Source organism: Motilimonas sp. 1_MG-2023 (genome assembly GCF_030547455.1).
Lineage (GTDB): Bacteria > Pseudomonadota > Gammaproteobacteria > Enterobacterales > CBDFNC01 > Motilimonas.
Window position 1 is genome coordinate 1 of the sequence record NZ_JAUOPX010000171.1, and the last position, 267, is coordinate 267.

General features: G+C 47.9%; 1 pseudogene. It reads left to right on the forward strand.

The annotated features are described in order from the left end of the window. Positions 1 to 159 precede the first annotated feature (159 nt). A pseudogene (locus Q4519_RS21890) lies at positions 160 to 267 on the forward strand (transposase); the annotation flags it as partial.

A 267-nucleotide genomic window follows, 5' to 3' on the forward strand; every position in this document is an offset into this window, starting at 1 on the left:
TCGCAAAGAAGAGTCCTCTTGCATGCCAGCTTTATTTGTACAAAGGGGCGGATAAGAAACGCAAAGGTAAGAGGCATCGCCGCACGGGTCAAAAGCATTCTGCTCAACACTTATATCAACGTTCAGCGGAAGAGCCATGGATGCTTGCCCCCCGCCATGTTTACAGCAAAACAAGTCGTTAAACTCTACTCCAAACGGATGCAAATCGAAGAATCATTTCGGGACTTAAAAAGCCCTGCTTATGGCTTTGGCTTACGCCATTGCCGG